Source organism: Chloroflexota bacterium (assembly GCA_020161265.1).
Lineage (GTDB): Bacteria > Chloroflexota > Chloroflexia > Chloroflexales > Herpetosiphonaceae > Herpetosiphon.
Genome location: JAIUOC010000006.1, coordinates 231,173 through 256,585, shown reverse-complemented (window position 1 = coordinate 256,585; position 25,413 = coordinate 231,173). Strand labels below are relative to the sequence as shown.

At 50.0% G+C, this 25,413-nt stretch carries 18 protein-coding genes and 1 pseudogene; 14 read left to right on the top strand and 5 right to left on the bottom strand.

What is annotated here, in order from left to right; genetic code table 11:
* Positions 1–176 precede the first annotated feature (176 nt).
* The gene (locus LCH85_15300) at positions 177–998 is read right to left on the bottom strand and encodes an SAM-dependent chlorinase/fluorinase (GenBank protein ID MCA0353359.1); all 822 of its coding nucleotides are present in this window, start codon (positions 996–998) and stop codon (positions 177–179) included.
* A 424-nt stretch (positions 999–1,422) separates the two neighbouring features.
* On the opposite strand from LCH85_15300, the gene LCH85_15295 reads away from it, so the two are divergent.
* The 6 genes from LCH85_15295 (at position 1,423) to LCH85_15270 (ending at position 9,273) form a co-directional block, all read left to right on the top strand.
* Positions 1,423–3,822, top strand: a complete 2,400-nt coding sequence (locus tag LCH85_15295; protein ID MCA0353358.1) for a hypothetical protein — start codon at positions 1,423–1,425, stop codon at positions 3,820–3,822.
* Positions 3,823–3,961: 139 nt separating this feature from the next.
* Positions 3,962–6,202: a protein kinase gene (locus tag LCH85_15290; protein ID MCA0353357.1), complete on the top strand. Its 2,241-nt coding sequence runs from the start codon at positions 3,962–3,964 to the stop codon at positions 6,200–6,202.
* Positions 6,203–6,261: 59 nt separating this feature from the next.
* Complete coding sequence (locus LCH85_15285) at positions 6,262–7,158, top strand: amidohydrolase family protein (GenBank protein MCA0353356.1); 897 nt, start codon at positions 6,262–6,264, stop codon at positions 7,156–7,158.
* 76 nt (positions 7,159–7,234) lie between these two features.
* Complete coding sequence (trxA, locus tag LCH85_15280; GenBank protein MCA0353355.1) at positions 7,235–7,951, top strand: thioredoxin; 717 nt, start codon at positions 7,235–7,237, stop codon at positions 7,949–7,951.
* A gap of 159 nt (positions 7,952–8,110) precedes the next feature.
* Positions 8,111–8,338 (top strand): MbtH family protein, encoded by a 228-nt coding sequence (locus LCH85_15275; GenBank protein ID MCA0353354.1) that lies wholly within the window; start codon positions 8,111–8,113, stop codon positions 8,336–8,338.
* An 80-nt stretch (positions 8,339–8,418) separates the two neighbouring features.
* Entirely contained in the window at positions 8,419–9,273 is an 855-nt protein-coding gene (locus tag LCH85_15270) for a hypothetical protein (GenBank protein MCA0353353.1), read from the top strand.
* A gap of 55 nt (positions 9,274–9,328) precedes the next feature.
* On the opposite strand, the gene LCH85_15265 is transcribed toward LCH85_15270, so the two are convergent.
* Together LCH85_15265 and LCH85_15260 are read right to left on the bottom strand one after the other, a co-directional pair.
* Positions 9,329–11,797: an ATP-dependent Clp protease ATP-binding subunit gene (locus LCH85_15265; protein ID MCA0353352.1), complete on the bottom strand. Its 2,469-nt coding sequence runs from the start codon at positions 11,795–11,797 to the stop codon at positions 9,329–9,331.
* An 84-nt stretch (positions 11,798–11,881) separates the two neighbouring features.
* A complete protein-coding gene (locus LCH85_15260) occupies positions 11,882–12,886 on the bottom strand; it encodes a J domain-containing protein (GenBank protein ID MCA0353351.1) in 1,005 nt (334 codons plus the stop codon).
* 306 nt (positions 12,887–13,192) lie between these two features.
* Between LCH85_15260 and LCH85_15255 the strand changes: the two genes are divergently transcribed.
* Together LCH85_15255 and LCH85_15250 are read left to right on the top strand one after the other, a co-directional pair.
* Complete coding sequence (locus LCH85_15255) at positions 13,193–13,651, top strand: DUF4281 domain-containing protein (GenBank protein MCA0353350.1); 459 nt, start codon at positions 13,193–13,195, stop codon at positions 13,649–13,651.
* 10 nt (positions 13,652–13,661) lie between these two features.
* Complete coding sequence (locus tag LCH85_15250) at positions 13,662–14,666, top strand: hypothetical protein (GenBank protein MCA0353349.1); 1,005 nt, start codon at positions 13,662–13,664, stop codon at positions 14,664–14,666.
* A gap of 252 nt (positions 14,667–14,918) precedes the next feature.
* Here LCH85_15250 and LCH85_15245 read toward each other — a convergent pair whose 3' ends face one another.
* Complete coding sequence (locus LCH85_15245) at positions 14,919–16,376, bottom strand: catalase (protein ID MCA0353348.1); 1,458 nt, start codon at positions 16,374–16,376, stop codon at positions 14,919–14,921.
* Between the two features lie 180 nt (positions 16,377–16,556).
* Between LCH85_15245 and LCH85_15240 the strand changes: the two genes are divergently transcribed.
* From LCH85_15240 to LCH85_15215, 6 genes and pseudogenes are all read left to right on the top strand, one after another.
* On the top strand, positions 16,557–17,501 hold the full coding sequence (locus LCH85_15240) for a LysR family transcriptional regulator (protein MCA0353347.1): 945 nt from the start codon (positions 16,557–16,559) through the stop codon (positions 17,499–17,501).
* Positions 17,502–17,696: 195 nt separating this feature from the next.
* Positions 17,697–18,362: an SIMPL domain-containing protein gene (locus LCH85_15235; GenBank protein MCA0353346.1), complete on the top strand. Its 666-nt coding sequence runs from the start codon at positions 17,697–17,699 to the stop codon at positions 18,360–18,362.
* Between the two features lie 101 nt (positions 18,363–18,463).
* Positions 18,464–18,880, top strand: coding sequence for a CBS domain-containing protein (locus LCH85_15230; protein MCA0353345.1), 417 nt, complete (start codon positions 18,464–18,466; stop codon positions 18,878–18,880).
* Between the two features lie 229 nt (positions 18,881–19,109).
* A pseudogene (locus LCH85_15225) lies at positions 19,110–19,672 on the top strand (Uma2 family endonuclease).
* A 731-nt stretch (positions 19,673–20,403) separates the two neighbouring features.
* Positions 20,404–22,239 carry a 2-oxoacid:acceptor oxidoreductase subunit alpha gene (locus LCH85_15220; GenBank protein ID MCA0353344.1) on the top strand — a complete coding sequence of 612 codons (1,836 nt, stop codon included), beginning with the start codon at positions 20,404–20,406 and terminating at the stop codon, positions 22,237–22,239.
* Positions 22,240–22,242: 3 nt separating this feature from the next.
* A complete protein-coding gene (locus LCH85_15215) occupies positions 22,243–23,289 on the top strand; it encodes a 2-oxoacid:ferredoxin oxidoreductase subunit beta (protein MCA0353343.1) in 1,047 nt (348 codons plus the stop codon).
* Positions 23,290–23,619: 330 nt separating this feature from the next.
* On the opposite strand, the gene LCH85_15210 is transcribed toward LCH85_15215, so the two are convergent.
* Positions 23,620–25,089 carry a ComEC family competence protein gene (locus tag LCH85_15210; protein ID MCA0353342.1) on the bottom strand — a complete coding sequence of 490 codons (1,470 nt, stop codon included), beginning with the start codon at positions 25,087–25,089 and terminating at the stop codon, positions 23,620–23,622.
* Positions 25,090–25,413 lie beyond the last annotated feature (324 nt).

The window sequence follows — 25,413 nt, the reverse complement described above, 5'->3', positions numbered from 1 at the left end:
AAGGATGAATTATGAAGGATGAAATCTAACCACAAAGAACGCGATATACCCAAATCTAGGCTTAGTTGTATGCCTTAATTACTGCGAAATTTTAGTTATTGATTGAACTAAACTTAGTATTCTTCGTGTCCTTCGCGGTTAAAAACTGAATCGCTTCATCCTTCATCCCTCATAATTCATCCTTTGATAAAACGAATTCGCAGGCTATCGCCGATGCCAACGCCGAGCATGCGGGCGGCATTACCATTACGTACCGCCAATTCGAGCCGTTCGCTAGAGCCAAACAACGCCATCACCATGCCCCATTCGCTATCGGCGTAGGTGCGGCAAATTCGGCCAATTTGCTGATCGAGAATCCCAATTTCAACTTGTTCGATACCACCATGCTGAGCAATAAAATCGCGGGTAATATTGGTAATACAATTGCCAAAATTATCAACGTGGATGATGCGGCCTTCCCAAGCATCGTCAGGGCGTTGGCGTGGCTCAGCCAAAGGCAAGTCGATCAATTCGGCCAATGGTTGGCCCAATTCTTCAGGCTGCACACCTTTTGAAAGATGGGCGGCAACTGGCGCGAAAATATCGCGGCCATGAAACGTGGCACTAACCTTGGGCAACCACCAGCGATCATCAGTTAATTCGATCAACTGTAATTGCTCACGCCCAAATTCGGCGACTAAATCCTTCCAAACATACGAAAGCACACCATTATCAGGAGCCACAAAGGCCCAACGGGGCGAACACAACGCCACAGCTTTACGATCACCGCCCACACCTGGATCAACAATCACCAAATGAACAGTGCCATCGGGAAAGTAGCGATAGCCTGTGTGCAATAAATAGGCCGCTTGGGCAATCCGTTGGGCATCGATTTCATGGGTCACATCGATCAAGGTTGCCTGAGGATTAACCGAAAGAATCACGCCTTTGAGCACTGCGCTATACGCATCAACGCTGCCAAAATCGGTTGTCAGCGTTAGAATTCCATTGGGTTGCATAAACTCCCGCCTACAAGTTGCTTAGGTCAATAGTTGTTAACGCAGTTTAGTATACGAGAAGCCACTGCGAAAGGCAAAAGTAAAGAACAAAGAACATAGAGCAAAAAACATAGAATAAAGATTCAGGATTCAGAGGCAAGGGGAAAGCTTTAACACAGAGGCGCAGAGCAGTTAGGGCTATTGACTATTCGGAACATTTTGGGGATTGCAACCATTCGTCTTTATGATTACATTTCATCCCTCATAATTCATCCTTCATCCTTCCGCATACGTCTTTCAAAAAACGATAAAATATAGTAGGATTAGCACAACAGCGCAGCGCGTCAAAAATGGCCCATTTTAATATTTTGACAGGCTGCCCACGCTCCTCTATCATGAGGTCATTAATTTTTCGCTATCGAGCATGTGGTGTGGATGGGGTATCATGGATTCGCAGCAACAGTTCACCGCTGCCTCGCATTTGACTGCCGATAATTTGCGTAGCATTGCGCATTCGATCTCGATCAGTCAGGTGTCGCGGTTGTCGTTGCCGGAGATCGATGCCGTTGTTGACCAAATCTCGCGGGTCGTGCCTGCTGGTAATGTCCCCGGGGTGATTTTAAGTGGCTTGGCGAAGTTGACGGGCCGTCGTCCAGCAGGCAATGTCATTAAACGCGATGTAAATTTGCTGTTTCGTGGGGTTGAGCAAGCCCTCGATAAAGCGGTATTTAGCACATTCTTTGCTGGGCCGGCAGCGGTTATTTGGGGTTATCAAAAACTGCTCGAATTGGCTGGCAAAGATCCTCAAGATGCTTTTCCTGAAGGCACATGGCAATTTTATGTGGGCTATGCCTTGCGCGAGGATACTGCCCGCCATGCCAACGAAACGATTGGCTTCGACGAAACCCTGAACGATCATAAAATTAATTTGCCACCAATCGACCGCATGACCGCTTGGGTGATGGCGGCGATTCATATTCTGCATAGCTACCCCGATTTGCTCGAAAACGAATGGCGTGAGCGGGTTTCGTTGGCCTTGCTGCGCGATCTGACCAAGGTTAATCCCGAAACCCGTCAATTCGCCGACTTATATAACCAATGGGAGCGCCAACGCCCTTATGGCCGTGGCCCCGATGTCCAATCGCAAGAAAATTATGCGCTGTATCGCAAACGCAAATTCGATGAATTTATGGCCGAATCGACCCGCGATTTGCCCAAAGAAATTCGCGAACGTTGGGGCAAACAGTTTCAGCGTGCTCGCGAAATCGCCTTGCCAGCCTATCAACGCCAAATGGCCTTGGCAGCCTACCTTGATCCCACACCCTACAACGAAAATATGGTAGCTTTGCCACGCCAAAGTTGGCATATTGGCTTGATCTGGCGCGGCCATTATTATTTGATTCCGGCTTGTGCGCCCAATAGCACCCGCCCCAACGATGTAAGCAATGTGCGCAGCCAAATTGCTGCCTTGTTGGCCAGCCCAGCCAACCATGCTCCAACTTCATTAATTCCTTTGGCAACCACCAAACGTACAATCTTGCCAAGCATTTTGGGTAAGTTGCGCCCCGAAACCAGCCAGCAACTTGAGGCCTTGCGCTGTGCGCCAATTTGGTTTAATGCTGATGGCCGCCCACGCCACTTGCCCTTAGCCGAGTTACGTCTGACCGAACGCGGGCTGGGCGACCACGGCCTGACCTTGATCGATACTGGCTCAAGTATGGTCTTTGATCAATCGCATATTTTCTTCGATGGCGCTTGGGGTTCAGCCGTCGCCGAAATTATGACCCTCGAAGCCTTGGCGTGGGCGGTCTATTTGCGCGGCCAACCAGCGCCAGTTGCGGGTACGGTACGCCCCTATGCACCCAATATCGAACTCAACGACGAAGAAAAACAGATTCTCGCTGATAGCCCCAAGATTGTGGCTGAAGCCAGCGCCGAATCAATCGGGGTTGATCTGAAGAAGATTTTGGAATTGCGCAAGTTGTTCAAGCAGCGCAACGACCAAATTCGAATTACAGTTAACGATATTTTGGTGCTTTATCGGGCAATTCATGCGGTTTCCTACAAGCCTAATCCAGAATTGCAAGCTTCATTGCAAGAAGCATCCAACGATGCTAATCTCAAAGCAGCGGTCGAAGCAACAATCACGGCCTTTGAAGAATCGCTGGCTAATCCAGCAATTTTAATTCCAGTTGATGGCAGCATTCCCAATCCCAGTGATCGGTTGCACCCCATGACCTTCGAGGTTCCGCTGGAAGAGCTGGAAATTAGCAAATTGCATGAACGAGCATTGGGTTTGCTCGATCAAGCACGGCAAGAGTGGCGAGCGGAAGTCTGGGATACCTTCGAAGCCACCCAAAAGCATTATTTGGCCACGATTGCAGGCTTTGGCGAAGTTTCAGCCCGCGCCAAAGATATTGCCCAATCGGGCGAAAGTACTTCATCAGGAGCCTTGCGCTTGTTGGCCCACGTACCAATGGCTTTGCAACGCCTGCTCGATGCGATTCCTGGTAAGTTCGATGTGCTCAACGATTTGATCAAAGGCCGCGAGGTGCTTTCGAATGTTGGTGCAGTGGCTGACACCAGCTCACTGACCCGCTTTATCACCGCCAAAGACGATAACGAGAAAAAAACCTTGGCTTGGGGCGTTATCACTGATGCCAATGGGGTAATGCACGTTTCGCTACGCGACTTTCGCCCGCATGTTGGCTTGTTCGTGGCTGCTGGGCGACGCGATTTGGCTCGCCGGATCGCCAACGATTATCTCGAAAGCTATGTCAATGGGATCAATCGCTTTATCAGTGAATTGACCAAAATTACCCAAGGCCGCCATAGTCGCCAGTGATCTGGCTATAGACTACAGGCTATGGGCTGAGAGTATGGATCTTAATCACAACACTATCAACGCTGGGCATAACAATCAATGGCATAGTGGTAGGTTACCTTGTAGCCTATAGCCTATAGCCTATAGCCAAGTTACTACTATGACTGATGATCTGATTGGGAAACAACTCGCCAACTTCCGCATCGACCGCGTTCTAGGCCGTGGTGGCATGGGCTTGATTTATGTCGGCCACGATATCAAACTTGATCGGCCTGTGGCAATCAAAGTGATCGATGGCCGTTATCGTCAAGTGCCAAGCTATGCCGAGCGTTTTGTACGCGAAGCTCGCGCTATCGCCACTTGGCGACACGAAAATATTGTGCAGATCTACTACGCCGACGATACCGATAATCTTTATTATTTTGTCATGGAATATATTGATGGCGTTGATCTCTCGAAAGTCTTAGCCCAATATACCAGCACGAACAGCCTTTTGCCACATAGCGCCGTGATGCACATTGCCCGTAGTTTGGCCAGTGCGCTCGATTATGCCCACAAAAAGGGCGTAATTCATCGCGATATCAAGCCATCAAATGTGATGGTGGCTCATGATCAGCGGGTCGTGTTGATGGATTTTGGCTTGGCGCTCGATACCCAGCTTGGTTCGCAGGGCGAAGTTTTTGGCACGGCCCACTATATCGCCCCAGAGCAAGCACGGCGTTCGGCTGATGCCATTCCCCAATCAGATTTATATGCCTTGGGCGTGATGTTGTATGAATTGTTGACTGGCTCGGTGCCATTCGATGACCCATCGGCAACCAGTGTGGCTTTGCAACATATCACTCAGTCGCCGCCACCACCTCAAGAGAAAAACCCCAAGCTGAATAATGCTACGGCAGCGGTGTTGCTCCAAGCTTTAGCCAAAGCTCCAGCCGAGCGCTTTCAAACTGGCGCAGAAATGATCGCGGCCCTAGAACAGGCTTTGGGGATCACGGGCAGTCATCAAATTGCGGCCAATGCCAATGCTGCTCCTGGCGTGCGACCACCTTCGCAGCCAGGAGCCTTGGGCTTTGCGACCTTCGATCCCGAAAAACCTTTGGAAGGCCAATATCTCGATGGCTATCGGGTAGAAGCCTTGCTGGGCCGTGGTGGCATGGCCAATATTTTCCGTGGAGTTGATGTGCGGCTCAATCGCACCGTCGCGATCAAAGTGATCGATACGCCCTTCCGTAATGATCAAAGCTATGCCGAGCGTTTCAATCGCGAAGCCCAAGCGATTGCCCAACTTGAACATCCCAACATTGTGCGACTCTATCACTATGGCGATTCATATGGCCTGTTGTATATGGTGATGGAGTATATCGAGGGCGACAATCTGCACAAGGTGATCGAGCAAGTACGGACTAGCGCCCAAGAATGGACTCCACGCACGCTCTGCCGCATGATTCGTGAAGTTTGTGCCGCTTTGGATTATGCTCATAGCAAAGGTGTTATCCATCGTGATGTTAAACCATCGAATATTATGATCAACAAAGATGGTCGAGCGATTTTGGCCGACTTTGGCTTGGCTTTGCTGACCGAAGTTGGCACACGCGGCGAGATTTTCGGCTCGCCACATTATGTCGCGCCTGAACAAGCGATTTCTTCGGCCAAAGTTGTGGCTCAAACCGACCTCTACAGTTTGGGCGTAATTTTGTATGAGCTTTGGACGGGCCAAGTGCCATTTGACGACGCTGATCCGTTGGCGATTGCGATGTTGCATATGGCCGAGCCGCCCAAAGCCCCGCGCTCGATCAATCCAGCGATTTCGGCGCAACTTGAGGCGGTGATTCTCAAAATGTTGGCCAAAGATCCGGCTGAGCGCTTCCCAACTGGTTTGGATTTGGCCGAAGCGCTCGAAGCAGCCTTGGGAATTTCATCGACTGGCACTGGCGAATATGTGCGCAGCCAAATCACGCCTGTGCTTGATCAAGCGGTCAATGCGCCCAGCACCCCGGCAATTTCAAACCCAACGCCGCCAGTGGTCGCCAGTGAGCCAAAAACACCAACCACTCCGGCTGCGCCTAAAACGGCCAGCCAACCGATTCCCAATGTTATTCCAGCAGAGTCGGTGCCAACGCCGCCAACCCCAGCGCCTAAGTATGAAAAAGCGCCTTCCGAGCCAACCAAACGGCGGGTGCAACCACTGCCGCCAACCCCAGCCGCTGTGGCCAAAGCACCCGAGCCAACCAGTGCCCCAACCATGCCTATGCCGCCTGCCGATAATACCATTCGCGAAGCACCGGCTCCGCGTTTGTATACCAATCGTCAACAACGCAGCAATTTGTTGATGATGCTGATTGGCGGCATTATCTTGATCACCTTTATCGTGATTATTTGGCAGTTGATGAGCATGATGTAGCTGAATCACTGGGCATTAGTGCTACTATTTGAGCAGAATCGCCTTAGCAGGAGTGCTCGATGTATACCAATGCCCATACTCACTTAGAACTTAGCGCCTTGGCCGAAGTTTGCCCGACTGGGCAAGAATTTGGCGCGTGGCTGCAAACCATGCTCTCGCGACGCATACAGCTTGATAATGCAACCCTCGAACGTGGTATCCACAAGGCAATCGAACAACTACAGCAAAACCAAACCACCACGGTTGGCGATATTTCAGCCACGCGATTAAGCATCGAACCCTTGCTCAGCAGCGGCTTGGCGGGCGTGGTCTATCTCGAAGTGCTGGGCTTTGATCCGACGGTGGCGCTGGAGCGATTGAGCGCCGCCCAACGTGAAATCGACACCTGGCGCAAACGAGAAACTGCCATGAAAATTGGCTTGAGCATTCATGCGCCCTATAGTTGTGCACCCAGTTTGTTCGAAGCTGCGGCGCGTTGGTGTCGAGCTGAAGCTGTGCCTTGGGCCATCCACATTGCCGAATCACCTGCCGAAGTGGCTTTTTTACAACAGGGCATTGGCCCATTACGCGAACTCAATCGCCGCATTACCCCCCATATTGAGTGGCAAGCTCCTCAATGCTCGCCAATCGCCTATCTCGAACGTTTGGGCGTGCTCGAAACCCAGCCAGTGCTGGTGCATGCTGTCCAAGTCGATGCCCATGACCTAGCGTTAATTGCTCAATATGATTGTGCTGTGGTGCATTGCCCCCGATCCAACCACAACCTCTTGTGTGGACGCATGCCGCTTGAACAGATGCTGGCCCAAGGTATTCGCGTTGGCTTGGGCACTGATAGCCTGACCTCGGCTCAATCGCTGGATATGCGCGATGAAATTAGTTTTGCTCAGCAATTACACGCCTACAACGTTGAGCCAAACATCATTGAACAATTAGCAACCCAACCGAGCATTTTCTAAAACATTGACAGATTGCTAATGCATCGAGCGGTGGCAGCGTGTTACACTCAAACTAGTAACACCAAGGAGGTCAGTGATGACATTCTCAACCCCAATTCATACCAACGATCAAAGTTTCGAGCGCGTGCTCAATACTGGGTATCCCTTGATGGTTGTGTGGAGCAGCAAAGCCGATCCACAGAGCCAAGCCTTCGATAAAGTTCTCAATCTTTTGGCGATTCAATTTGAAGGTCGGGCTTTGATCGTCAAAGTCAATCCTGAGGAAAACCCAAAGCTTACCAAAGATTATGCAATTAGCGCGATTCCAACTGCTGTCTTTATTCGCCAAGGCGAGATGCAAGGCCGTTGTGTTGGTGGATTGAGCAAGGAGCAATTGCAGCCAGTACTTGAGGCCTTAGTTAATGGCCAAGCCTTGGGCAATCTGCCGAATGCCGCCAGTACACCGCTAACACCCGCAGCGGCGGTTGCAGGCGGCTCGACTCCGTTGACGCTAACTGATGCCAATTTTGAACAAACCATTCGTAGCGGCCAAACTGTACTAGTCGATTTTTGGGCGGCTTGGTGTGGGCCGTGTCGAGCAATCGCGCCGTCGATCGAAAGCTTAGCCAAAGAATTTGCTGGACGAGCAGTCGTAGCCAAATTGAATGTTGATGAAAACCCACGCATCGCCCAACGCTTCAATATCCAAGGCATTCCAGCTTTGTTAGTATTCAAGGGTGGCAAAGTAGTCGAACAAGCCAGCGGAGCACAGCCCTTGCCCGTATTGCGCCAAATTCTAGCCCGCCACGCCTAAATTTGGCTCTTGCTAGGCCATGAAGGGATGCGGTAAAATAAAGCCACGTTGCAGCACAAGCATTTGTGGTGCAAGCCTCATCCTCGCAATCGCCCTAGCTGCTGCAATTATCAAAGTTTACCAACAGCAATGTTGGCATATGATGGAGGGTTCTTGACCATGGGTTGGAACGAAGAAGAAGATACCACCATTTACAAAGTTGTCGTGAATCATGAAGAGCAATACTCGATCTGGCCAGCCGATCGTGAAAACCCACTTGGCTGGAATGATGAAGGTAAAGTTGGCCCAAAAGCTGAATGTTTGGAGCATATCAAACAAATTTGGACGGATATGCGCCCCTTGAGTTTGCGCAAAAAAATGGAAGAAATGGCTCGCGAAGGCCAATAATCGGTTTGTAAAGGTCAATCCCTGACACACGTAACGGCTATCCTACAAGGGTAGTCGTTTTTTCGTGCAAGGAGCCTGCTATGAGCCAGATTTTGCCCGCTTGGCACAGCGAATTGCGGCGCAACCAAACGCTTAATCAATGGGGCTTTCGTTGGCATTCGCAACGGCGATTAAGCCGCACGCCAGCTCGCGCCGATGGCTTGATCAGCTTGGGTTCTTGCCCTTCGGTCACCACCCGCCATACCCGAGCCAGTATTTTGCTTGATCCAAGCCAGCCACAGCAGCTTTGGCTAGATTTTTGTGGGGAACCAGACACACCATGGTTAAGCTGCGAGCCAAATTTCGAAGCGCTCAGTCTGGTGTATCAACGCTATTTTCAGCGCTTCAATGGGCGGCCTCAATCCAGCGGAATCAATCTGTTGCGCCAAGTTGTGCAATTACGCTCACAACCAGCGCCGTTTGATCTGGCGACGTTTTTGGGTGATGGTTATCAGCAATTTCATCTATTTTTGGGCTTGATCGACGATCAAACGATTATTGAGTTGGAAAATTCAATGGTGTTCAACCCGTGGCTGAGTTTGCAAGCCTTGGCCTTGGATTCAGGCAGTCGTTGCGGCTATTCGCAATATCGCACAGCCTTCTCTGGCTCGATTTTGACCATGGAATTTAATCGCCAATTCGTAACCAAAGATGCGGCCTGTATTGCGCGAATTGCTTATCATCCAGTGCCTGCGGCTGAGCAAGCCAATGTACAACGCTGGCAAATGCAAAACCCCGCCAATGTTGCCGCGACCCTACCACACGATGTGCCATTTGATGTGTTGGGTTTGTATCATCATCTTGATTGGCAATGGTGGCAAACCGCCGAACATGCTCAATCAATGGCTGCTGAGGGCGATAAGCATGCGGCGATTGTGGTGCGTTTGTTGACTTAAACCATTCAGCGGTCGGGAAGCAACTTCCCGACCGCTGTTTCGAATCAAAGGTGATTTAGGCTGAAAGTGGCTCAACTGGCTTGCTACTGGTAATTTGCAAGCGTTCGCCTTTGTTGAAAATAATCACGCCATTTTCAACATCGACTTCGACCACATCGCCAGCGCTGAATTCGCCTTTGAGCAAGGCGCGGGAGAGCGGCGTTTCGACCAAGCGTTGCAAGGTGCGGCGCAATGGACGTGCCCCATACACGGGGTTGTAGCCTTCTTGCACCAACAATTCTTTGGCAGCGCGGGTCAGATGCAAGGTAATTTGCAATTCACCCAAACGGCCTGCAACTTCGTTAGCCAACACATCGATAATTCCAGTCAATTCGGCCATTTCCAACGGCTTGAACAAAATAATTTCATCGATGCGGTTCAAGAACTCAGGCCGGAAGGTGCGTTTCATGGCATCGTCAACCCGCTTGCGTACTTCACCCATATCAATTTTGTTCTCGCGGCGGAAGCCAATCGAGCCAGCCCGAATCTCATCAGTGCCCACATTCGAGGTCATAATGATCACGGTATTGCGGAAATCGACGGTGCGGCCTTGAGCATCGGTCAAGCGGCCATCATCAAGCACTTGCAACAACGAATTGAAGACATCGCCATGGGCTTTTTCAATTTCATCGAACAAAATCACTTGATATGGGCGGCGACGAATTGATTCGGTTAATTGGCCGCCTTCGTCGTAGCCAACATAGCCTGGAGGTGCACCAACCAAGCGCGACACGGTGTGACGTTCTTGGTATTCCGACATATCGACGCGGGTCATGGCATCTTCGTCGTCAAACAAGAAAGCTGCCAAGGCTTTGGCCAATTCAGTTTTACCAACCCCAGTTGGCCCAACAAAAATGAACGAGCCGATTGGGCGGCGTGGGTCTTTGAGGCCTGAACGAGCACGGCGAATTGCATCGGAAACCGCAGTTACCGCCTCATGTTGACCAACCACGCGGGCATGCAAGCGTTCTTCCATCTCGACCAACTTGAGTTTTTCGGTTTCGAGCATGCGCTGCACTGGAATTCCCGTCCAGTTGGCAACAATGGTGGCTACATCTTCTTCATCAACCACATCATCGAGCTGATTGGTTTCAAGCCATTGCTGACGCTCAAGCTGAAATTCGCTTTCTAAGGCCAAGGCTTCGGCTTTGAGAATCGCGGCGCGTTCGTAATCGCGTTGATTGCCAGCATCTTCTTCGCCACGGTGCAAATCGCGAATCGCTTGTTGCTTTTCGCGCAACTCTTTGGGCATCGAATAAATATCAATCCGCAGCTTGGCCGAAGCCTCGTCGATCAAGTCGATCGCTTTATCGGGCAAGAAACGATCGTTGATATAGCGATGCGAAAGGTTGGCGGCAGCTTTCAAAGCAGCATCACTAATCGTCAAATTGTGATGTTCTTCGTAGCGGCGACGCAAACCACGCAGCATCTCGATCGTAGTTTCAACATCTGGCTCTTCGACATAGACTGGCGAGAAACGGCGTTCTAAGGCTGCATCTTTTTCGATGTGCTTGCGATATTCGTCGGTGGTCGTTGCGCCAACAGCCTGCATCTCGCCCCGCGCCAAGGCTGGTTTGAGCATATTCGAGGCATCAATTGAGCCAGCCGCTGAGCCAGCTCCAACCACAGTGTGCAATTCATCGATAAAGACAATCACTTTGCCTTTGGCTGAGCGCACCTCATCCATTACTGCTTTGAGCCGTTCTTCAAACTCACCACGGAATTTAGAGCCAGCGACCATGCCTGCCAAATCGAGTGCCAGTACACGCCGATTGCGCAACAACTCAGGCACATCGCCGTTGGCAATGCGTTGGGCCAAGCCTTCAGCGATGGCAGTTTTACCAACACCAGTTTCGCCCACCAACACTGGATTATTTTTGCTGCGACGGCTCAAAATCCGAATCACACGGGTAATTTCGCTATCGCGGCCAATCACCGGGTCAAGCAAGCCTTGAGATGCGAGGGCGGTTAGATCGGTGCTGTATTTTTCCAGCACTTCATAACGGCTCTCGGCAGTTGGATCATCGGCGCGTTGCGAGCCACGAATCTCCATCAAAATTGAAAGCAAGCGCTCGGTGTCGATGCCAAAACTGGCCAGAATACGAGCTGATGCGCCTTCGCGTTCGCCAGCAATTGCAATCAACAAATGCTCAGTTGAGACATATTGATCGCCCATGCGCTCAGCTTCTTGCTCGGCACGTTTGACCAAGCGTTGCGTGCGCGGCGTTACATAGACACTTTGCTGTGGATAGCCATAGTTATAAACTTTGGGCGATTTATCAAGCTCGCGTTCGACACGAGCAATCACCGATTCAACATTGACACTGAGGCGACCCAAAACCCGCCCGGCAATCCCATCCGATTGGCGCAACAACGCCAAGAAGATATGCTCAACATCGAGCTGCGAGTGATGCTGTTCGTGCATCAACTCTTGGGCATGTTGAAACGCTTCTTGCGCTTTTTCGGTAAATCGTTCTAACTTCATATAAAAACCCTTTGAAGGGATGAAGGATGAGGGATGAGGGATGAAACAGCTTCATCCTTTATCCTTCGTCCTTCATCCTTTCGGTTAATCGCTGTCCCGTAGAGCCATTACCAATTCGCGCTGTTTGGGAGTCAGGCTGGTTGGTAGCACTGCCTGAACTTTGACCAGCAAATCGCCGCGAGTGTTCTGATCACGCAGGCTGGGCAAGCCCTGGCCGCGCAAACGAAACACTTTAGCATTTTGAGTCTGTTCAGGCACCGTTAAGGTTAATTGCTTGCCATCAGGCAATGGAACTTTTATTTTGCCGCCAAGGATGAGGGTATGCCAATCGACTGCGAGATCGGTATATAAATCGTTGCCTTTGCGCTCGAAGCGGCTATCGGGCACGAGATTGACCACCAACATCAAATCGCCACGTTTGCCTTGGTCGATGCCAGGGCTGCCTTCGCCAGCAACGCGAATACGTGAGCCTTGATCGACTCCGGCAGGAATGCGCACATTGATCGTGCGAGTGCTTGTGCCGCTCACGCCAGTACCGCCACAAGTTGGGCAAATACTACCACGGCTCGCGCCACTGCCACCACAATTGCTACACATTTCGGGAGCTTGCAATTGAAGTGTGCGTTGGGTGCCACTGAGCACTTCAGCTAAAGTAACATCAATGGCTTGCTCAACATTTTGGCCGCGTTGTGGTCGGCGATTGCCATAGACCCCGCTGGTTTGGCGGCGGCTGGCATTGCCAAACAACATTTCGAAAAAATCGGAGAACTCACCATTGGCGAAATCGCCGCCAAAGTTGCCACCAAAACCACCTGGTTGCGAGGCATATTGACTCCAATTAAACCCCGAACCTGTACTTTGGGCGCGTCCCCAATCGGCACCGAAGCGATCGTACTTCTCTCGCTTGTCTTTGTCCGACACTACCTCATAGGCTTCGTTGATTTCTTTGAATTTACGTTCAGCTTCAGAATCGCCGGGATTGAGGTCTGGGTGATATTGACGCGCCAATTTCCGATAGGCTTTTTTGATTTCAGCTTCGGTTGCAGTTTTTGTTACTCCAAGAATTGTGTAGTAATCCTTGTAATCCATTACAACCCCTTCTAGTGCGAACTTCTGAACGTGATTTGATCATACGTCGCTCACCATGGCATGTCAAGATAATGCAACGTTAACGGCTAATTTCTAACATGCTGTTAGCAGTTAGGTTCAAAAGCGCCCGCTTACCACCCACTCCAATAGTACCAAGCGGAGCAATGATTCGTCTAGCGTTTTCAGCCTAGGATCGCTCTAGTTCTTTCGGTATAACGCACCTAGCCCCAAATAGCCATCACAAGCCCTATTTCACGCTCTAGAATACCAGCAGTTTGATTGAACCTTGCAATGCGGGAGGGCATTATGGTGGCTCAATTATTTTCGCTTAGTAGTTTGTTTGTCATGCCATTTTGGTTTCTGATGGTGGTGTTGCCATTTTGGAAATGGACGCAGCGGATTATCCAATCGCCATGGATTATTCTTGGCCCAGCACTAATTTATGCGATTGTCTTGTTGCCAATTTTCGCCACCGTTTGGGCTGGCGTAAGCAACCCAACCTTGCCTGGCGTGATTGAATTGATCAGCAATGAGAGCGGTGCCACACTCAGTTGGGTGCACTTTTTGGCCTTTGATCTCTTTGTGGCTCGCTGGATCTATTTAGATAGCCGTGAACGCAACATTTTTGCCCTAATCATCAGTCCTATCCTTGTCAGCGTACTTATGGTCGGACCCGTCGGATTTTTGATCTATATGGTCGTGCGCACGATCCACGGTCTTGTTCGTTCACCCAACCTTACAATTGCTCAACCTGTAACTAAATAAAGGAACAGCCATGACAACGACTGCTCAATTCCCAGAGGCTCGGCGTACTACGTCGGGAGCCGGAGCTATTTTGCGCCAATTTTGGGCCACCAGCAAAGGCATGACGATCTTTTTTCTGCTTAGTTGCTTTTTCTTGGTGCTCGCAATCGCCGGGGTGATTGTTGACCCGCGTGAGGTACTCGGCCAACCAGTTTGGATGAAAAGCCTAAAATTTGCGGTTTCGTTTGTAGTTTATGCGCCTACCGTTTTGTGGATGTTTAGCTATGTTAAGCTACGGCCACGTTTGATGCGTTTTGTGATGGATGCTTGTGCTGCTGCGCTTTCAATCGAAATTGTGCTATTTATTACCCAAGCTGTGCGCGGCCAACCAATGCACTTCAACGTTGCAACGCCAATTGATGAAACCTTGTGGAGCATCATGGGCACGACGATCACGGTCTTCTATCTGATTAATATTGTTGGATTTGTGGTCTTCCTGCGCCAAAAGCCAATTGCTGATCGCGTTTTTATGCTCAGTTTGAAATTGGGAATGGGCTTGATGTTGCTTGGCTTCGGCCTTGGCTTTTTGATGACCAACCCCAGCCCGGCCCAGATGGAAGTGTTGCAAGCTGGTGGTTCGGTTCCCGCAATTGGTGCGCATACCATCGGCGCTGCTGATGGCGGTCGTGGCATCGCGATTTTGGGCTGGAGCAGTGAGCATGGCGATTTACGCATTGCCCACTTTGTTGGCATTCATGGCGCACAAGTGCTGGCTTTGATTGGCTGGTTGCTCTATAACGCCAAACAACGTTTCAACGATAAGCAACGTTTGGCCTTGACATGGGGCGCAGCGGTCGCTTATCTCGGCCTCGTCGCCAGCGTGACGGTGCAAGCATTGCGTGGTCAAGCCCTACTCCAACCTGATGCAACCACCTTGATCTCATGGATTGGCTTGGTAGTTGGCAGTGTCTTGTTTACGAGTGTCGTTGTAAATCAGGGGGCAGTGGCGAGGGTTCAGGGGTCGGGCAGTTTTTAACCCAAATAGTGAGAGGGGTCAGGGGTCAGTAACTAGGGGTCAGGCTGTATGATTGGGCTGGGTAAGTCAAATCTGGCCCCTTGCCCCTGAATCCTGAACCCTCGCCCTTCGTAGATCCATAAAAAGGCTCTTGGTCCGGTAGATAATCGTCTACTACGGCCAAGAGCCTCAACCTTTAATTTCTCTGCGCCACTGCATTACAAAGGCGCTAGATGTTCATCCCTCATAATTTAGCCTTCATCCTTAATAAAACTAGGCTTCGAGGCTGCTGATATCGAGGCCTAAGGCGGCGGCAACTCCGCGACCATAGGCAGGATCAGCTTTCAAGAAGTGGCCGATTTGGCGCAATTGGATAAATTCGGGCACGCCTTGCATCGCCGCTGCAATATTGTTGAATAACTGTTGTTGTTGATCAGCATTCATCAAGCGGAACAAATTGCCTGGTTGGGTGTAATCGTCGTTGCCATCGCGATGGTTGTAGCGATCGGCATCACCGCTGATTTTGAGAGCTGGCTCGGCATAGCGCTCGTTTTGAGCAGGCCCGCCAAAGCTGTTTGGCTCGTAGTTAACCGAACCACCACCATTGCCATCGAAGCGCATTTGGCCATCGCGATGATAGGTGTTGACTGGTGAATGCGGTTTGTTGACTGGCAGTGCAGCATAATTTACGCCAATGCGATAGCGATGGGCATCAGCATACGACATAATTCGCGCTTGCAACATCTTATCAGGCGAGAAGCCAATGCCAGGTACAATGTTTGATGGTTCAAAGGCAGCTTGCTCGATTTCAGCAAAATAGTTTTCAGGGTTGCGATTCAACTCCATCGTGCCAACTTCGATCAACGGATAATCGGCGTGTGGCCAAACTTTGGTCAAATCGAATGGGTTGAGGTGGTAGGTTTCAGCATCAGCTTCGGGCATCACTTGGACGCAAAGCTTCCAACTTGGATATTCGCCGCGTTCGACTGCATCGAACAAATCGCGTTGTGAGCTTTCGCGATCAACCCCAACTACTTCGGCAGCTTCGGCATTCGTCCAATTCTTGATGCCTTGTTGGCAGCGGAAGTGGAACTTGATCCAGAAACGTTCGCCTTGAGCGTTGATAAAGCTATAGGTGTGGCTGCCAAAGCCATGCACAAACCGATAGCTAATTGGCAAACCGCGATCGCTGAACAAGATGGTTACTTGATGCAAGCTTTCGGGCGAGAGCGACCAGAAATCCCACATGGCTTGAGGCGAGCGGGTATTGGTTTTGGGATCGCGCTTTTGGGTATGGATAAAATCGCTGAATTTGTAGGGATCACGCACAAAAAAGACTGGGGTGTTATTCCCGACCAAATCCCAGTTGCCTTCATCGGTGTAGAATTTGACGGCAAAACCGCGCACATCACGTTCGGCATCGGCTGCGCCGTGTTCGCCCGCAACGGTTGAGAAGCGCAACAAGACTGGAGTTTGCTTGCCAACTGCTCCAAAGATCGAAGCCTTGGTATAGGCCGTTACATCATTGGTAACGGTAAACGTCCCAAATGCCCCTGAGCCTTTGGCGTGGACGACCCGTTCTGGCACCCGTTCGCGATTGAAGGTCGCCATTTTTTCCAACAGTTGATAATCTTGCATCAACAGTGGGCCACGGGGACCAGCCGTCAACGAGTTTTGATTGTCGGCAATTGGCGCACCATGGGCGGTCGTCAGTTGTTCTTGCTCATCCATCGAACAAATCTCCTAAGGTAAACTGAGAAAACGGGAGGACGCTCAGCGTTCTGTTGGCACAAGCTGAGCAGGGTAATCGTTACAGGCGTTGGTGTGCAGACCATGCCTACAACTATACTGTATGCTATTATATCCATAGTTGCAACATCTTATTAACTATACAATCTATAGGCAACAACTATGGAAATTCATCAATTGCTCTATTTTGTGGCGGTCGCTGAAACTGGTGGTTTTAGCCGTGCTGCCCAACGTTGCGCCGTTAGCCAGCCTTCGCTCAGCCAACAAATTATTAAATTGGAGCATGAACTCGGTCAAGCGCTGTTTGAACGTTTGGGCCGCACGATTCGCTTGACCACCGCAGGCCAAGCACTTTTGCCGCAAGCGCAGCAATTGCTAAGCCAATGGCGTTCGATCAAACAACATGTCAGCGACAGTGTTGAGCAGCACGCTTGTCGTTTGGCAATTGGAATTATTCCGACGTTGGCTCCGCGCTTTTTTCCGAACGTCAGCCAAGCCTTTCAACACCATTTTCCTCGAACAACATTAAGCATAGTTGAACATACGACGAGCCAATTATTAATTCAACTAATCGAATATAGCCTCGATTTGCTGGTTGCCAGCGGGCCGATCGAGCATCCGTTGATCCAGATTGAGCCTTTATTTGATGAAGCGTTGTTGGTAGCATTACCACACGATCATCAATATGCTCAGCGTTCGGTCTTGCAATTAAATGATTTATATCACATGCCGTTGCTGGCGTTACACGATGACCATTGTTTGAGCCAACAAGTTGATGCATTTTGCTACGAACAACATTTGGAGCCGCAAGTGGTTGGGCGAGTGACCAATTTAACCACGATTCAACGTTGTGTAGCCGCAGGTTTGGGTATGGCGTTTGTGCCACAATCATTAACCCAAGCCGAGCCGCATCCCAATGTGGTCTATCGACGGTTGCTCGATGCCCAGCCACAACGCAGGATCGTCGCCGCCTGGCATCATCAACGCCCACCAAGCAGCAGTGTGCTCGATTTATTGTGTACAAACCTTGGAGCAAGTCAAAAGGCAGAAGTCAAAAGGCAAATTGGAGCAAGTCAAAAGGCAGAAATCAAAAGGCAAAATAATTAATGCAAAAGGGCTAGGGGTCAGGATTCAGGGACTAGGGGTCAGGATTAAGCATAGCACTGAGTCAATGCCGGAACATATTGGGAATAGCAAAAGAATAATTCGTGGAATCCGTGCAATTCGTGGCTAAATATAGCCTTCGCGTTCTTCGCGGTTTCAACCCTTCGTGTCCTTCGTGGATCAATCAAGGAGTCGTTTATGGAATCAAACCTCTTAAATGTCAGCAGCAGTTATCGCCAGCTGATTGATGCTAATCGAGCCGAAATAACCGTGCGGATCAAAGGTTCATCGGTCATTAGCAACAATACCGCCTTGGAAAAAGCCAAAGAAGTGCGCCAGTTGGTCGAAGCCTTGACCAGCTATGGCTTGGACAAGACGGCCATCCAACTCCAAAGCGTGGTGGCTGAGGTGAATAATGGCGTGTTGCTGCGTAGTTCGAGCGCCACCTATACCCTTTTGATTCGCTGCGCCGATTTAGAGCAACTGCCCGATGTGCTCGGCATTATTACCAGCCAAAAACAAGCCAGCCTTGAACATGTTACGTGGGGCTTTCCCGATGATCCAGCAATCTTGAATGGATGGCTACAATCTGCCTTGGAATTAGCCAAAGCCAAGGCCAAAGCAATGGCGCAAACCCTTGGCGTGCGGATTATCGGCGTGCATCGGGTTGATGATCAATATGGCAGTGAACACCATCCGTATGCCCAAGATGGCGAGTTTCGTAAATCGGCTAGTTTCATGCGGAGTGGCGGCAGTGGAATCAGCAAAGATGATCTGGGCCTTGCTATGATTCATCGCAAACAGATTGAAGTCAATGTCCAAGTTGTTTTTATTATCAGCCCAGATGAGAATTTTACGATCTAGCGAAAATTCGCTGAAAAAGTACTTGATAATGCAATGCGTCATGGTATAATAGCCAACAATCGAACCTCGGCCAAACCTCAGAAATGCAAAGGAGCATGGCAATGACTGCTCAGTTAACCGTTGGCGATACCATGAACGCAGAAGTAATCTCCTGTCGAACCGAAACCAGCCTCCGCGAGGCGATCACGCTCCTGCAAGGCAACCGCATTCAAGCCTTGGTGGTGGTTGATGGCCCTGGTTCTTTAGCGGGCGTTTTTTCGCAAACCGATGCCCTTGGTGCGTGGAGTCGTGGCCTCGATTATGAGCGCTCGATGGACAGCCCAGTTGGCGAGTTTATGACCCGCGATGTTATTACCTGTATGCCTCACGTTGATCTGAGCCGCGCCGCCAATCTGCTAACCAGCAACCGAATTCATCGCTTGGTCGTGGTTGAGGAGCGCAACGATGGCCGCGTTTGGCCGATCGGCGTGCTCTCGCAAACCGATATTGTGCGCAAATTGGGCGAAGAAGGCCACTAATTGTAGGGATGAAGGATGAAGGATGAGGGATGAAGATCTAGTGAAAAGTTTTTTAACCGCGAAGAGCGCGAAGGATCGCTACGATCAGTTCCTTCGTGCTCTTTGCGCCCTTCGCGGTTTAAACGTAACTTCGTGTTCTTCGTGGATCAAGCCTTCCGCTTCCCAACAACCAACCCCAAAGCCATGTGCTATGATGCAAGGGCGATTGAATTTAGTGGATGGCGAGTGTATGCGTGCCGAATCAATTAGCCCAATGACCATTGAGGAATATTTGGCTGGTGAGCGAACCAGCCCCGCCAAGCATGAATTTCTGAATGGGCAGGTTTATGCCTTGGCTGGCGCGAGTCGCAACCATAATTTGATTGTGGCCAATTTGATTGCCGAATTACATAGCCAGTTAAAGCAACGTTCTTGTACAGTCTTCCCCAGCGATCTTCGGATCAAAATCTCGGCTACAGGCTTGTATACCTATCCTGATGTCTCGGTTGTGTGTGGCGAAACCTAGTTTGACGATAGCCATCAAGATACCTTGCTCAACCCCACGCTGATTATTGAAGTGCTTTCGCCATCAACTGAACACTATGATCGTGGGGGAAATTTCAGCATTATCGTCAAATTCCCTCGCTACGTGAATATCTGTTAGTTGCCCAAGATCCCTACCATATTGAGCACTATAGTCGTCAGGCAGCCAATCAATGGCTCTTGAGTGAAATCGACGATCCGCAAGCGGTGCTGGAATTACGCTCAATTCAGTGTAGACTGACGGTTCAAGAGGTTTATGCCAAGTTATAGAACAAAGAGCATAGAACATAGAACATAACGATTATGGGGTTATTTTTTAACGCAGAGGCGCTAAGGGAAGGATGAAGGATGAGGGATGAAGGATGAACAGCTCATTCGTGCAATTCGTGGCTAAAAAATAATCCTTCGTGTAACTTCGTGTTCTTAGTGGGTCAAGCCTCACAATTCTCGATCCCAATAACAACCTTATGTTCTATGCTCTATGTTCTTTGTTCTAACATTCATCCCTCATCCTTCATCCTTCATCCTTCCAAACATTGCTACTTGACAAACTATCCAACCTTGGGTACACTACGCCCATCAATAAAAACTGATTTATCCGATAAAACAGTTTTTATTATGACGCAGTTCTGAAGCACTGGACATGCATTCATCGGCAAAGCGTCAGCATTGATACGAGGGCGTAGCGGCAACTGCGCATCTCGGTGCTCCTCTCTCCCCTCTCCAGTTGGCACGCCAGCCGCTCATGGCACAGAGCGGCTGGTTCTTCTTTTAGCACTAGAATAGCAAATCGCCCCTAAAACTGGTAAAAACTGCTGTTCTCATAGATTCTGTCTATGGATATAATAGATATAATACATCGCAGCTAAAGCAATCACGGCGTACAATTATGGTTTAGATAACCGCAAAAACCAGCGTTTTGTTGGTTGACGAACCATTGTGTTCGCAGTATCTTTAGAGGCTATAACCTGGCAAAGAAGCCAATTAAGGAGAATACGTTCATGGCAGTCGTAGATTATCAGACGGAGCAACAGCCCGCTGAAATCGCCCGTGAGGACGTGAATATTAACGACTTCGCGATTATTGTGGCTACTCCCAATGGTTCTGGGAGCCAAACCGCCAATAATACCATCCTCCGTGCATGTTTCAACATGGGTATTCCGGTCACAGGCAAGAACCTGTTTCCTTCAAACATCAAGGGTTTACCCACATGGTATTCAATTCGCTTGAGCAAGGATGGCTATCAAGCTCGTCGCCACAAACGCGATGTCTTGGTGGCAATGAATCCAGCTAGCTTTGGCGATGACCTTCAATCGCTTGAGCCAGGTGGGATTTGTCTGTATCCTGATGATTCACGCCAAGAGCTTTCACGTAGCGACGTGACCTACTTCCCCATGCCTGTCAAGGAATTGGTGAAGAATTCAGGGGTCGATGCGAGCTTGCGTGATTATATTGCCAACATGGTTTATGTTGGAGTTTTGGCGCACTTGGTCGGCATTGAAGTTGCCGAAATCGAAAGCGCCTTGAATAAACACTTCAAAGGCAAGCAAAAAGCCATTGCCTCAAACATGAATGTGGTGAATGCTGCGGTAGCTTGGGCTGCTGCGAATATCTCCACTCCATCGCCATTCCGCGTTGAGCGCATGGATAAAACCAAGGGCATGATTATGCTCGATGGTAATACATCTGGTGCACTTGGCTCGGTATTCGGTGGCGTTTCATTCGTCGCTTGGTATCCAATTACGCCTTCAACCAGCTTGGTCGATGCCCTCAACGACTACTTGCCAGAATTGCGCATCAATAAAGAAACCAACAAGCCAACGTATGCCGTAGTCCAGGCCGAAGACGAATTGGCTGCGATTGGGATGATTATTGGGGCTGGTTGGGCTGGCGCTCGCTCAATGACCGCTACTTCCGGCCCTGGGATTTCGTTGATGGCTGAGTTTACCGGCTTGGCCTATTTCACCGAAGTGCCATGTGTGGTTTGGGATGTGATGCGCATGGGGCCAAGTACGGGTATGCCTACTCGCACTGGCCAAGGCGATTTGCTCTCAGCCTACTTCCTGAGCCACGGCGATACCCAACACGTTTGTTTGTTGCCTTCAAGCATCAAGGAATGTTTTGAGTTTGGCTGGCGCTCATTCGATTTGGCTGAACGCTTGCAAACGATTGTCTTTGTGCTCAGCGACCTCGACTTGGGCATGAACCAATGGATGTCGGAGCCATTCGAGTATCCAACCGAGCCAATGGATCGCGGTAAGGTGCTTGATGCCGATGCTTTGACCGCTGTGGGCGATTGGGGCCGCTATCGCGATGTTGATGGCGATGGAATTCCTTTCCGCACGCTGCCTGGCACCAACCACCCCAAAGCCGCCTTCTTCACCCGTGGTTCAGGCCACAATCAAGATGCCAAGTATACCGAACGCTCAGACGAGTGGGTCGCTAACATGGATCGCTTGGCCCGCAAGTTTGAAACTGCGCGAACAATTGTTCCAGCGCCAGTCACGGTCAACGAAGAAAACGCCACGATCGGGATTCTCTCATATGGCTCGAATGATCCAGCAATCATCGAAGCCTTGGATCGTTTGCGCGAAGCCAACATCAACGCCGCCTACCAACGGGTGCGGGCATTGCCATTCACCAAAGAAGTTGGCGAATTTGTGGCTAAGTACGAACGCATTTATGTGGTTGACAACAACTACAACGGCCAAATGGCACAACTATTGCGGATGGAATACCCAGAATTAGCTGGCCGGATTATTGCTGTTGCAAGCTGCGATGGCTTGCCATTAACCGCCCGCTGGGTGACTGAATCAGTACAAAAAGGGGAAGCATAGGCCATGGCAACGACCAAAGCGACTCCCAAGCCAAAAATTAACCTGCTTGGGTTTGAACAAGGTGAATACAAAGGCGCACCTTCGACGCTGTGTCCCGGGTGTGGCCACGACTCAATCTCATCACGGATTGTTTCGGTTTGTTTCGAATTAGGTGTCCAGCCTTATCAAGTTGCCAAATTTAGCGGCATCGGCTGTTCATCGAAAACTCCGGCTTATTTCTTGGGCCGCTCCCACGGTTTCAATAGCGTTCACGGACGCATGCCCTCAGTTGCCACTGGTGCAATCGTCACCAACCGCAACTTGATCGGTTTAGCAGTAAGCGGTGACGGCGATACTGGCTCAATCGGGATGGGTCAATTCAAGCATTTGGTACGCCGTAACGTACCAATGGTCTATATCGTCGAAAACAACGGCGTGTATGGTTTGACCAAAGGCCAATTCTCAGCAACCGCCGATATCGGCCAAAAGCTGAAATACGCTGGCTTGAACGAACTCCCCCCAATTGATCTCTGTTCAGAAGCGATCATCGGTGGCGCAACCTTTGTTGCTCGTTCATTTGCTGGAGACCCACGCCAAGTTGAAGCCTTGCTCAAGGCTGCTTTGAGCCACCGTGGTTTGGCGATTCTCGATATCATCAGCCCTTGTGTGACCTTCAACAACCACGAAGATTCAACCAAGAGCTACGCTTACGGCAAGGAACACGAAGAACGTCTGCACGACATGACCTTCATCCGCGCCCAAGAAGAAATCACGGTTGACTACGAAGAAGGCGAAGCAATTCCAGTCAAGATGCACGACGGCTCAACGATTGTACTCAAGAAACTTGAGAACGAGTACGATCCAACCAACCGCGTTGCTGCCTTGTCGCGCTTGGATGCTGCTCGCGAAAACCAAGAGTTCATCACTGGCTTGATTTATGTCAATCAAAACAACAATCGTACCATCCACGATTTGTTGCACATGGACGAAAAGCCCTTGAGCCAACTCTCAGCCGAACAACTGCGCCCAAGCAAAGAAGCCCTCGAATCAGTCTTGGCTGATTTGTACTAATTCTCGCTTTGGCCTACCGCCCCAGTTCTGGCGTTTGCTCAGGGCTGGGGCTTTTATTTAAGGATGAAATATGAAGGAGGAGGGATGAAAGCCAGAACATAGAACATAGAGCATAGAACATAATATTGTACCTGGAGATTTAAGTTTTTTGATTCACGAAGCACGCGAAGAGTTGTTTCGCCACAAATTGCACGAATTACACGAATGAGCTGTTCATCCTTCATCCCTCATCCTTCTTACTTCCCTCAGCGCCGCTGCGTTAAATTCCTGCTTCGTGGTTAAAAACCCAACTACTCAATCTTCATCCTTAGCCCCTCATCCCTCTATGCTCTATGTTCTTTGCTCTATGTTCTCTCGCTCCATCCACGCCTTCGCCCCAACACTCAAGCCATACGCCAGCAACAGCCAGCTTATGCCAAACCTAGGAATTTCGACCGCTGCCCAAGCCAAATCGGCCAGCCATGCAGCCACCTCTACAACCCAAGTTAGTGCCGCCCATGTGATTGGCAAGGCCAAAAAGGCTAACCAACGACCAAATAAGCCTAAACAGGCCAATACCGCGCCGCTGGCCATGATCAACGGTACAACTGGCACAATCAATACATTAGCCACAGGTGCAATCAACGAGAGATTGCCAAAATGATACAGAATGATCGGCAGTGTCCAAATTTGGGCGGCTAAGGTTGCGGTCAATGGCTCGATCATCCATTCGAGCCAGCGCCAACGCAGCCACCGACGCAATTTGGCTTCAATTGGCTTGCCCCAGGCAAATAGGCTAGCCGTGGCCAACGCTGATAGTTGAAAGCCTAAATCCCATAAGGTATGCGGATCGATTAGGGTCATGAGCCAAGTTGCCGCCGCAAGCGCTGCCCAAGCATCGGATTTACGGCCAAGCGGCTGGGCCAAGGCCACAATTGCGCCCATCAAGGCAGCGCGAATCACAGCCCCGCTGGCTCCCACAAAGGCCACATACACCACAATTGCGCCAATTGCCACCATGGTGGCGTGGCGTTGACTGAGCTTTAAGGCCTTGCCCAAACCCAATAACGCCGCCACCACAATTGTAATATTCCAGCCTGAGATGATTAAGATATGCGAAAGCCCAGTGCGATTGAAGGTATCCCACACAGCTTGAGGCACGCTGCTTTTGACTCCCAGCAACATTCCGACCAAAACTGCTGCTTGAGGTTGGGGCAGCGTTTGATTGATGATTGTTTGGGAGCGCTGTTTGAGCGTGAGTAAGCGTTGATAGGCTGAAGTTTTCGCAGGCAAGGCTTGTTCAACGGTTGCAGGCTCAAGCATGGCATAGATTGAGCGGCGACGCAGATATTCGGCATAATCGAAATTTGGGCTAGCGGTTGGCGTGATGATTGTGCCGCTGACTAACAAGCGTTCGCCATTGCTGCGCGGTGGCTCGGCGGGCAAGGTCAACATAATTTGGCCAGTTGTGGCAACACGTTGCTGTTCATGCTGATAAGCGTGGACGGCTAACACCACCCGTTGTTGCTGAGGAGTCCATTGTGGCTCACCGACAATCACCCCTTCTAAACGGGTCGTCATGCCAATCTGTTGACGAATATCGTCAAGATTTGAGGAATTTTGACTGACCGCCATTCGTACTACCCCTAGCATAGTACCAGCATATATTGCTATCAGCATAACCTGCCATGATTTTCGGATATAGATAATGATTAAAATAATTGCTATTGATGCGATAAAATATAGATACCATGCTATTTGCAGCCTATCATTTAACCACAGCCCAAGTAACCATCCAGCAGTAAAACCACAAAGTCGCATATGCAAACTCCTCAATAATGCTGGTTTTTTAGAGCCGCAATCCCCTAAAAATCCCCCATGTCACTATTGCCACTGGATAGTGGTGAAAAATAGTAAAATAATTTTTATCCCTTTGTAATGGCCTAAAAATAGTTAAAAATTAGTTGAAACAACGTATCAACAATCTTGCATATTGAAATAGGCCGTGGTATCGTTTTACTGCGCCGATAGTACTATTCAAGCAAACCAAGATTCAGACCCTTCCATAAGCGCCATGAGCATGATAATGCTCCAGCTTTGGCCAACCGATGACTTCTAGTATGATGTCGCCCGACCTCATCAGAG